The sequence below is a fragment of the uncultured Caulobacter sp. genome, assembly GCF_937900395.1.
Classification (GTDB): Bacteria; Pseudomonadota; Alphaproteobacteria; order Caulobacterales; family Caulobacteraceae; genus Caulobacter.
The window spans coordinates 19,314-29,520 of record NZ_CALCDX010000015.1 but is presented as its reverse complement, the minus strand read 5'-3'; the positions used below and the strand labels follow the sequence as shown (position 1 = coordinate 29,520).

Annotated in this window: 9 protein-coding genes, 1 pseudogene and 1 riboswitch; of the genes and pseudogenes, 9 read left to right on the top strand and 1 reads right to left on the bottom strand. The window is 70.1% G+C overall.

Features of this window, described 5'->3' with window-relative positions:
- Nucleotides 1-116 (top strand): annotated as a pseudogene (locus Q0379_RS01295) (hypothetical protein); the annotation flags it as partial.
- A gap of 244 nt (nucleotides 117-360) precedes the next feature.
- On the opposite strand, the gene cobU reads toward Q0379_RS01295, so the two are convergent.
- Nucleotides 361-879, bottom strand: coding sequence for a bifunctional adenosylcobinamide kinase/adenosylcobinamide-phosphate guanylyltransferase (gene cobU, locus Q0379_RS01290; protein WP_299003405.1), 519 nt, complete (start codon nucleotides 877-879; stop codon nucleotides 361-363).
- Nucleotides 880-915: 36 nt separating this feature from the next.
- Nucleotides 916-1,106, top strand: a riboswitch (cobalamin riboswitch).
- 139 nt (nucleotides 1,107-1,245) lie between these two features.
- On the opposite strand from cobU, the gene Q0379_RS01285 reads away from it, so the two are divergent.
- Genes Q0379_RS01285 through cobT form a run of 8 tightly spaced genes read left to right on the top strand, consistent with a single transcriptional unit; the run spans nucleotide 1,246 to nucleotide 10,207 of the window.
- Complete coding sequence (locus tag Q0379_RS01285; RefSeq protein ID WP_299003402.1) at nucleotides 1,246-3,195, top strand: TonB-dependent receptor; 1,950 nt, start codon at nucleotides 1,246-1,248, stop codon at nucleotides 3,193-3,195.
- Nucleotides 3,196-3,204: 9 nt separating this feature from the next.
- Nucleotides 3,205-4,221, top strand: coding sequence for an aminotransferase class I/II-fold pyridoxal phosphate-dependent enzyme (locus Q0379_RS01280; protein ID WP_299003399.1), 1,017 nt, complete (start codon nucleotides 3,205-3,207; stop codon nucleotides 4,219-4,221).
- Nucleotides 4,211-5,056: an ABC transporter substrate-binding protein gene (locus Q0379_RS01275; protein ID WP_299003396.1), complete on the top strand. Its 846-nt coding sequence runs from the start codon at nucleotides 4,211-4,213 to the stop codon at nucleotides 5,054-5,056. The genes Q0379_RS01280 and Q0379_RS01275 overlap by 11 nt, the downstream gene beginning before the upstream one ends.
- Complete coding sequence (locus tag Q0379_RS01270; protein WP_299003393.1) at nucleotides 5,053-6,039, top strand: iron ABC transporter permease; 987 nt, start codon at nucleotides 5,053-5,055, stop codon at nucleotides 6,037-6,039. The genes Q0379_RS01275 and Q0379_RS01270 overlap by 4 nt, the downstream gene beginning before the upstream one ends.
- A complete protein-coding gene (locus Q0379_RS01265) occupies nucleotides 6,036-6,815 on the top strand; it encodes an ABC transporter ATP-binding protein (protein ID WP_299003390.1) in 780 nt (259 codons plus the stop codon). Before Q0379_RS01270 ends, Q0379_RS01265 begins: the two co-directional genes overlap by 4 nt.
- Nucleotides 6,805-7,731, top strand: coding sequence for an adenosylcobinamide-phosphate synthase CbiB (cbiB, locus tag Q0379_RS01260; protein ID WP_299003387.1), 927 nt, complete (start codon nucleotides 6,805-6,807; stop codon nucleotides 7,729-7,731). The genes Q0379_RS01265 and cbiB overlap by 11 nt, the downstream gene beginning before the upstream one ends.
- Nucleotides 7,719-9,179 carry a cobyric acid synthase gene (locus tag Q0379_RS01255; RefSeq protein ID WP_299003385.1) on the top strand — a complete coding sequence of 487 codons (1,461 nt, stop codon included), beginning with the start codon at nucleotides 7,719-7,721 and terminating at the stop codon, nucleotides 9,177-9,179. Before cbiB ends, Q0379_RS01255 begins: the two co-directional genes overlap by 13 nt.
- Nucleotides 9,176-10,207: a nicotinate-nucleotide--dimethylbenzimidazole phosphoribosyltransferase gene (gene cobT, locus Q0379_RS01250; protein ID WP_299003383.1), complete on the top strand. Its 1,032-nt coding sequence runs from the start codon at nucleotides 9,176-9,178 to the stop codon at nucleotides 10,205-10,207. The genes Q0379_RS01255 and cobT overlap by 4 nt, the downstream gene beginning before the upstream one ends.

Genomic DNA, 10,207 nt, shown 5'->3' with positions numbered 1-10,207 from the left:
CCCTCGAACCTGTCCCCGCTCGATCGCCCCCCGCCGCCACGATGGTCGCTGGCCACGCGCCCTTTCCTCGCGACGAGGTGGTTAGAGAATACGGCAGGTTTTGGAGGGGTGGATAAGTCGGCGCGAACGCTCGTCGAGCGCTCATGAATCCCTCTCTCTTAGAGAGAGGGAGGGGCCCATGCGAAGCATCGGAGGGTGAGAGGTTTCACCCTTTCCGGACAGGGCGGTGATGGACAAGCAGCTGAAACGGTTGAGAATTGCGGCGGACCGCGTACCCGCTCACCCTCCCACGTCTGGCGGCGCGGGCCCCTCCCTCTCTCTAAGAGAGAGGGTTTTTCGTTCCCGTCTCCCGACGAGCGTTCACCCCTGAGGCTTCATCTTCAGCGGCAGGCCCGCGGCCACGAAATAGACCTCGTCCACGGTCGCCGCGAGCCGTTGGTTCAGACGTCCGGCCTCGTCGCGGAACCGACGGCCCAGCGGCGTCTCGGGCACGATGCCGAGACCCACCTCGTTGCTGACCAGCCAGAGCCGGGCGGGGCAGGCCGCGACGGCCGCGACGAGTTCCGCGCATGCCGCCTCGACGTCCCGCTCTGCCAGCATCTGGTTCGATAGCCACAGGGTCAGGCAATCGACGACGGCGATCGCCTCGGCGGGGAGGCCGCTGATCGCGGCGGCGAGCTCCAGCGGCGCCTCGACCGTGACCCATGATTCGCCGCGATCGGCCTGATGGCGCGCGATCCGCGCGGCCATCTCGTCGTCGAAGGCCTGCCCCGTCGCGATCATCACCGTTCGACCTCCGCCGGCCTCGGTTTCAGCCGCCTTCTGGGCGAAGCCGCTCTTTCCCGAGCGCGCGCCGCCCAGCACCAAGGTCGCGGTCATGAAAGCTCCACATTGACGGTGTGCGCCGCAGCATATAGGCCATGCGTCGCGTCAGGCTCCTCGAAAGAGGATTAAAAGGGAACGAGGTTCAAGACCTCGGCTGCCCCCGCAACTGTAAGCGGCGAGTTCTAGCGCCATAGGCCACTGGGTCCCTCGGGACCTGGGAAGGCGGCGCCAAGAGCATTGACCCGCGAGCCAGGAGACCTGCCCGGCGCGGTCGTTCATCGCTCGGCCGGGGTGCGCCGAACGAACGGGATCTCCCGAGAAACGACAGTCAAAGGACCGCGCGACGGTCCGAGCTTGCGCGTGGTCCGCTCCGCGCGGGCCGGGTTGGCGCGTGGGTCGTTCAGTAGGGGAAGTAGAACCATGATCCGAGCTTTTCTAAGCTCCACCGCGCTCGCCACCACCCTGATCGCTGGCGTCGCCATGGCCGACGACCAGAAGGCCCCCGAGGCCGACGTCGCCGGCGCCACCGGCGCCAACGGCGTCGCCCAAGTCGTCGTGACCGCCACGCGCACCGCCCAGCCGATCGAGAAGGTCGGCGCGTCGGTCACCGTCCTGACCCAACCGGCCATCGAGGCTAGCCAGGCCATCTCGGTCGTCGAGCTGCTGGCCCAGACGCCGGGCGTCAGCTTCACGCGCAACGGCGGGCCGGGCACGACCACCGGCCTGAACATTCGCGGCGCCGAGACCCAGCACACCGTCGTCCTGATCGACGGCGTCAAGCTGAACGACCCCTCCTCGACGCAAGGCGGCTTCAACAGCGGCAACCTGCTGGTCGGCGACATCTCGCGCATCGAAATCCTGCGCGGCGCCCAGTCGACCCTGTGGGGCAGCCAGGCCATCGGCGGCGTGGTCAACATCGTGACCGCCGAACCCACCACGCCGTTCTCCAGCTCGATCGACGCCGAGGCGGGCGCGCGCAAGACCGGCTACCTGCGGGCCGGCGTCGGCGGCGCCGGCGACAAGATCACCTGGCGCGTGGCGGGCGGCTACTACACCACCGACGGCTTCTCGGCCTACAAGCCGGGCAAGGAGAAGGACGGCTACCAGAACGCCGGCCTGTCTGGCCGCCTGCGCGTGGCGCTGGCCGAGAATGTCTCGGCCGAGGTTCGCTCGGTCTATTCCAAGGGCAAGAACGACTTCGACGGCTTCAACGTCGACAGCCCCGAGTTCGGCCGCACCAAGGAGTTGGTGATCTATACCGGCCTGAACTTCGGCCTGCTGGACGGTCGGTGGAACAACCGGATCGGCTACGCCTACACCGACACCGACCGCGAGAACATCAATCCGGCCCGTCCCGCTGTGCCGCTGACCTTCGACGCCGCCGGCAAGAACAAGCGCTGGGAGTACCAGGGCGTGTTCGCGGTGACCGACCTCGTGACCGCCACCTTCGGCGCCGAGACCGAGAATGCGCGCATGCGCACGCGCTCGCCCTCGACCAGCAATCCGAACCCGGCCTTCGCCAGGGGCAAGGTGGGTGTCGACAGTCTGTATGGCCAGCTGCAGGCCGAGGTGGTTCCGGGCCTGACCCTGACCGCCGGCGTCCGTTACGAGGACCACGACACCTATGGCAGCCACACCCTGGGCCAGGCTTCCGCCGCCTGGGTCGTGAACGAGGGGAACACCGTGCTGCGCGCCAGCTTCGGCCAGGGCTTCCGCGCCCCGGGCCTCTACGAGCTGTTCAGCGAGTACGGCAACCTGAACCTCTCGCCCGAGAAGTTCGATAGCTGGGACGCCGGCGTCGAGCAGCGCTTCCTGGGCGGCAAGGCGCGCGCCATCGCCACCTGGTTCCACCGCGAGGCCGACAACGAAATCCGCTACTTCTCGTGCACCGGCGGCGCCGATCCGCTGTGCGCGCCGGGCGGCGTCTCGCGTTGGGGCTACTACAACAACGTTCTCAAGACCAAGGCGCAAGGCGTTGAGCTGATTGGCGAACTCAAGCCGATCGATAGCCTCGTCCTGACCGCCAGCTACACCTATACCGACGCCGAGACCGACTCCGGCGCCAACAAGGGCAAGCAGCTGACGCGCCGTCCCAAGACCATGGGCAACCTGTCGGCGACCTATGTCTGGCCGGTGAAGCTCTCGACCACGGTGGCGGTCCGCTACGTGGGCAAGACCTACAACAACGACGCCAACACCCAGGTGGTGAAAGACTACACCCTGGTCGACCTGCGCGCGTCCTATCCGCTCAAGGACGGCCTGGAGGTCTTCGGCCGCGTAGAGAACGCGTTCGACAAGGACTACCAGACGATCCTGAACTACGGGACGCCGGGGCGCGGCGCCTTTGTGGGCCTGCGGGCCCGCTTCTAGAGCGTGGTGATGGCGTCGATCCCCCACCTCGGCGCCTTCCGACATGGCGGCCGTCTCCGCGAGGCGATGGCCGCCCATCCGGACGTGCGCGAGCCCTGGCTCGATCTTTCGACCGGGATCAATCCCGAGCCCTGGCCGGGCGCGCGCGCGCCTGACCGCGCCCTCCGGTCTCTGCCCGATCCTTCCGCCCTGGCCGAGCTGGAGACAGTCGCCGGTCGCGCGTTTGGCGTCGCCGATCCTCGGCGAGTCGTGGCGGTCGGCGGCGCGGACATCGCGCTGCGCCTGCTGCCGCTTTTGCTGAATGAGGGCGGCGCCGCCCTGGTCGCGCCGATCTATGGCGGTCATGTCGAGGCGTGGGCCAGCCGCAAGCCGCAAATGGTCGCGACGATCGATGATCGCCGCGCGGCGGAAGCGGACATCCTCGTCCTGGTCAATCCGAACAACCCGGACGGCCGGCGAGTAGGGCGTGAAGCGTTGGCGACTCTCGCCGCGGCGCGATCCGCTCAGGGGCAGTGGACGATTGTCGATGAGGCCTTCGTCGAGACGGCGCCGCAGCTCAGCGTGGCGGATCTCGAAATCGAGCGTCTGGTGGTGTTGCGCTCGTTCGGCAAATTCTACGGCCTGCCTGGAGCGAGGCTGGGATTTGTCATTTGCGGCAATCTCTTATCGCAACAATTTCGCGTCGTTCTAGGCGATTGGCCCGTCTGCGCCGACGCGCTGGCCTTGGGCCTCGGCGCCTATGCGGATGAGGCCTGGCGCGCGACCACCGCGGCCTGCTTGGCGACCCAGGCTCGCAATGTCGACGCGGTCCTCAGCGCGGCCGGGCTCGCTGTCGTCGGCGGCTGCGATCTTTTCCGCTGGGTCGAAACGCCGGACGCGCATCGGCTGTTCGCCTGTCTCTGCGCTCAGGGCGTCCTGACGCGACCGTTCGTGGAACATCCGACAAGGCTGCGTTTCGGCATTCCGGCCCGCGACAACCTCGAACGGCTGCGCCGGGCGCTGCAGGCGGTGCGCCATGCCGCCTAGTCGTCGGATAGTCATGGGCGGCGCCATCGCCCTCGCCGCAGGGGCGCCGGCCATCGCCGCCCCTCGGCGCGTCGCCTCGCTGAACGCGTGTCTCGACGCCATGCTGGTGCATCTGGCCGACCGGTCGCAGATCGCCGCCCTCAGCCACTACGCCCGCGAGCCGCAGGGCTCCACCGTGGCGGCCGAGGCCCGGACCCTGCCGTTCACCTGGGAGACCGCCGAGGAGATCATCGCGCTGCAGCCGGATCTCGTCCTGGCCAGCCAGCACTCGGCCCTGGCGACCCGCAACGCGCTGAAGCGCCTGAATGTCCCCGTCGAGCGCTTCGCCGTTCCCAAGACGATCGCCGAGAGCCTCGACCAGGTCCGGCGCGTGGCCCGCCTGATCGGCCGACCCGAGCGCGGCGAGCAGCTGGTCGCACGGATCCAGGCCGCCATCGCCGCGGCGAGGCCGCGTCGCGAAACGCGACGGCTGAGCGCTTTGATCTATCAACCCAATGGCTTCGCGGCGGGACCTCACACGCTGGCGGACGAGATGATGACCTTGGCCGGCTTCGACAATGTCGCGCGGCGGTATGGCTTGAAGTCCTGGGGCAACGTTCCGCTCGAGCTGCTGCTGGCCGATCCGCCGGAGGTGCTGCTGGTCGGGGTTCCCGCGCCCGGCGCGCGCAGCTGGGCCGACCGGGTCATGACCCATCCGGCTCTCGGCGCTCTGAAGGGCCGCATGCAGCAGGCCCGCTTTCCCGAGCGGCTGCTGTATTGCGGCGGACCGGTGCTGATCCAGTCCGCCCAGGCCATGGCTCGCGCCCGCGCCGAAGTCCTGGGAGAGACGGCATGAAGACGCGATCGACATGGCTCGTCTGTGGCGTGCTGGCGGCGACGCTGGCCTTGCTGTTTGTCGTCAGCCTCTGCGCGGGACGGGTCTGGACGCCCTGGAGCGCCTGGGTCTCGAACGGCGCCGATCCTCGCTGGGCGATCGTCTTCGGCCTGCGGCTGCCGCGCACCATCCTGGCGCTGCTGGTCGGCGGAGCCCTTGGCCTGAGCGGCGCGGCGCTGCAGGGCTATACCCGCAACCCCTTGGCCGATCCCGGCGCGATGGGCGTGTCTTCGGCGGCCGCCATGGGCGCGGTGCTGACGCTCTATCTAGGAACGGCGGCCCAGGCCAGCTGGACCCTGCCGGCCGCGGCGATGATCGGGGCGGGCCTGGGCGTGGCGGCGCTGCTGGCGCTGGCGGGCGTCACCTCCAGCATCGTCACCTTCATCCTGGCCGGCTTCGTCGTCCAGACGGTCTGCACGGCGGGCATCTCGCTGGCGCTGAACCTGGCGCCAAACCCCTGGGCGGTCGACGAGATCATCAGCTGGGTCATGGGCTCGTTGGCCGACCGCAGCGTCGAGGAGGTCAGAATCGCCGCGCCGGGCGTCGTCGCCGGATGCCTTGTCCTGCTGACCCAAGGCCGCGCGCTGGACGCCTTGACCCTGGGCGAGCAGGGCGCGCGATCGCTGGGCGTCAGCCTGACGCGAACCCGTCTGCTGCTTGCCGTCGGTGTCGCCCTGGCCGTCGGTTCGAGCGTGGCCGTGACCGGGGTCATCGGCTTCGTCGGCCTGATCGTGCCGCACCTGCTGCGGCCCTGGGTCGGGTCGAGGCCTGGCGCGGTTCTATTGCCTTCATTGTTGGGCGGCGCGGCCTTGACGCTGGGCGCCGATATCCTGGTCCGCCTGACCCCCGCCGCCGAGGAGGTCAAGCTGGGCGTCGCCACGGCCGTCCTGGGCGGACCCTTCTTCCTCTGGATGCTGATGGCGATGCGCAGGAGGCTGGCGTGAGCAATGACCTGATCGCCGAGACCGTCAGCCTTAGCCTGGGCGGACGCGCGGTTCTCAACCAGGTCACCGCCCGCTTCCGCAAGGGCGAGGTGGTGGCGATCGTCGGGCCGAACGGCGCGGGCAAGTCCAGCCTGTTGAGCTGCCTGGCCGGCCTGCGGCGGCCGGACAAGGGCCGCGTCAGCCTGGACGGCGCCGTGGTCGCGGACATCCCGCCGCGCGGCCGGGCCCGGGCGATGGCCTTCCTGGCGCAGACCCCGGAGATCGCCTGGGACGTCGATGTCCGGACCTTCGTCGGCCTGGGGCGCACGCCGCATCTGGGCGCGTTCGGGCCTAGCGCGGAGGATGTCCGGGCTGTCGATCAGGCGATCGCGATGACCGGGCTCGGCGACTTCGCGTCGCGGGCCATCACCCGACTGTCGGGCGGCGAGCGGGCGAGGGCGTTGATCGCGCGGGCGCTGGCGGGCCAGACCGACTGGCTGCTGGCCGACGAACCGCTGACGGGGCTCGATCCCGGGCACGCCCTGGACACCGTGGGCCTGTTCCGCCGGCTGGCGCATGACGAGGGCAAGGGCGTCGTCGTCACCCTGCACGACCTGACCCTGGCGGCGCGCTTCGCCGATCGGGTGCTGCTGCTCGATAGGGGCTGCCTGGTCGCAGACGGCCCGCCCGGCCAGGCCCTGACGCCCCAGGCGCTGGCCATGGCCTATGGCGTCCGAACGCGCACCCACGCCGGCGAGGCGGGACCGCTGATCGAGATCCTGCGCCGTGTGGACTAGCCCGTGGATCGTGCTGGCCGCGGCCGCTCTAGAAGCCTTGGTCGGCTATCCCGAGGCGCTGCATCGGCGCGTCCCGCACCCGGTCGCCTGGATCGGCGCCCTGATCTCAAGGTTGGAGGCGACCCTAAACCGGCCGGACTGGAGCGAGGTCGCCCGGCGCCTGGCCGGCGTCGCGACGCTGCTGACGATCATCCTCGTCAGCGGCTTTGCCGGCTGGCTGATCGCGCGCTTCGGCGGTCCTTATGTCGTGGTGATCATCGGGACCCTGGGCCTGGCGCAACGCAGCCTCCACCAACACGTCTCCGGCGTCCTGAGGCCGCTGCAAGCCGGCGACCTGATCGCGGCCCGCGAGGCGGTCGGCATGATCGTCGGTCGCGACGTCCAGCGCCTGGACGCCGGCGAGGTCGCGGCGGCGGCGATCGAGAGCCTGGCCGAAAGCTTCAACGACGGCGTGGTCGCGCCGATCTTCTGGTTCGTCGTCGCCGGCCTGCCGGGCCTGTTCGTTTACAAGGCGGTCAACACGGCCGACAGCCTGATCGGCCACCGCGAGCCGCGCTGGCGGGCGTTTGGCTGGGCCTCGGCGCGCTTGGATGACCTGCTGAACCTGGCGCCCGCGCGGCTGGCGGGCGTCCTGATCGCCCTGGCTGGCCGCGGCGGCTGGTCGATCATGCTCCGCGATGCCTCCAAGCACGCCTCGCCCAACGCCGGCTGGCCCGAGGCGGCGATGGCCGGCGCGCTGGGCGTTCGACTGGGCGGGACGGCCTGGTATGACGGCGAACGGTCCGACCGCCCCGTGTTCGGGGATGGCCGGGAGGTCCAGGTCGCGGACCTGTCGCGCGCGCTGCGCATCTACCTGCTGGCCTGCGCGATCCTGTGGCTGCTTCTGGCGTGCGGAGGGCTGGCATGGCCGCGTTGATGATCCAGGGCTGCGGCTCCGACGTCGGCAAGTCGGTTCTGGTCGCGGGTCTCTGCCGGCTGTTCGCCAATCGCGGCCTGACCGTCAGGCCATTCAAGCCGCAGAACATGTCAAACAACGCCGCCGTCACCTCGGAAGGTGGCGAGATCGGCCGCGCCCAGGCGCTGCAGGCCATCGCCTGCCGGACCCCGCCGATCGTCGACATGAACCCGGTGCTGCTGAAGCCGCAAAGCGATGTCGGCGCCCAGCTGGTCGTGCGCGGCCAGATGGCCGGAACCTGGAAGGCCAGTGGCTACCAGGCGCGCAAGGGCGAGCTGCTGGATGTCGTCGTCGAGAGCTTCCGGCGACTGGAGGCCGAGAGCGATCTGGTCATTGTCGAAGGGGCGGGGAGTCCGGCCGAGATCAACCTGCGCGCCGGCGACATCGCCAATATGGGCTTCGCGCGTGCGGCGAACGTACCCGTCGTGCTGGTCGGCGACATCGATCGCGGCCATGTCATCGCCGCCCTGGTCGGCGCCCACGCGGTGCTGGACGAGGCCGACCGCGCCATGGTGCGCGGGTTCCTGATCAACAAGTTCCGAGGCGATCCGGCGCTGTTCGAGGCCGGCCGGCGGATGATCGTCGAGGCGACGGGTTGGCCGGACCTGGGCATGGCGCCCTGGCTGACGGCGGCGCGACGCCTGCCGGCCGAGGATGCGGTCGTGCTGGACGGCGCGTCTCGCCTGGAGGGACGCAAGATCCGTATCGTCGTCCCGATGCTGTCGCGCATCGCCAATTTCGACGAGTTCGACGCCCTGCGCGCCGAGCCCGACGTGGATTTCGCCTATGTCCCACCCGGCCAGCCGCTGCCGGGCGACGCCGATCTCGTCATTCTGCCAGGCGCCAAGGCGACGCTGGCGGACCTGGCCTTCTTCCGGGCGCAGGGCTGGGACATCGACCTCTTGGCGCACGTTCGTCGCGGCGGGCGCGTGCTGGGCGTCTGCGGCGGCTTCCAGATGCTGGGACGGCGCCTGTCCGATCCCGAGGGCGTCGAAGGCGCGCCGGCCTCGATCGAGGGGCTTGGCCTGCTCGACGTCGAGACCGTGATGACCAGCCAGAAGACCCTGCGCCAGGTCACCGGCCGGCTGCCCGGCGGGGCGCGCTTCGAGGGCTACGAGATGCATGTCGGCCGCACGACGGGCGGCGCGCGGCCAATGCTGCGGTTCGACGGCGGCGGCGACGACGGCGCCGTGTCGCCCGATGGCAAGGTGCGCGGCTGCTACGTGCACGGCCTGTTCGACACTGGCGAGGCGCGCGCCGAACTGCTGGCCGAACTGGGCGCGGTCTCCGATCGCCTGAACCAGTCCACGCGCGTCGATCAGGCGCTCGACGACATCGCGGCCGCCCTGGAAGCGGCGTTCGACATCCCCGCCCTGGCGACCATCGCCGGCCTGGAGACCTCCCGATGAACCTGCCCGCTGTTTCCCCGATCGATCATGCCGGCGCAGAAGCCCTTCGCGCCAAGCTCGACGCCAAGGCCAAGCCGCTGGGCGCCCTGGGACGGGTCGAAGAGCTGGCCACGCGGCTGGGCCTGATCGCAGGCGGTCCGCCGCCGTCGTTCGATCGCGCGCTGCTGTTGGTTTTCGCCGGCGACCACGGCATGAACGCCGAGGGGGTCTCGGCCTATCCCTCGGCCGTCACCCAGGCGATGGTGGCGACCTTCCTGGCCGGCAAGGCCAGCGCCAACGCCTTCGCCCGCGCCGTCGGGGCGGAGTTGCGGGTGGTCGACGCCGGCGTCGACGCCGAACTGGCGCCGCATGCGGTTCTCATCGACGCCAAGGTTCGGCGCGGAAGCCGCAATGCGGCGGTCGAGCCCGCCCTGACCCTGGCCGAGGCCGAGCAAGCCCTGGCGCGCGGCGCCGCCATCGCCCGTCAGGCGATCGAGGAGGGGTTTGAGATCCTCGCCCTGGGCGAGATGGGCATCGGCAACACCGCTTCGGCGGCGCTGCTGACGCACCGCCTGGCGCCCGCGCCGTTGGCTGACTGCGTCGGACGAGGGGCGGGTCACGACGACGCCGGCCTGGCGCGCAAGACAGCGATCCTCGAGCGGGCCGCCGCGCGCAGCGGCGCGACCGAGCCTTTGGAGGTTCTAGCGGAATTCGGCGGGCTGGAGATCGCCATGATGGCCGGCGCGATGATCGGCGCGGCCTCGGCAAAGGTTCCCGTTTTGGTCGACGGATTCATCGTCTCCGCCGCCGCCCTAGTCGCGATCCGCCTGGTCCCCGAGGTGAAGGACTACTGCGTCTTTTGCCACCGCTCGGTGGAGCAGGGGCATAGCCGGTTGCTGGCCGCCTTGGAGCTCGATCCGCTTCTGGCGCTGGACCTGCGTCTGGGCGAAGGGACTGGAGCCTTGCTCGCGCTGCCACTGGTCAGGGCCGCCTCGCGCCTGCTGAGCGATGTCGCCAGTCTGGACGACGTCTTGAACGGGCGGCTCTGA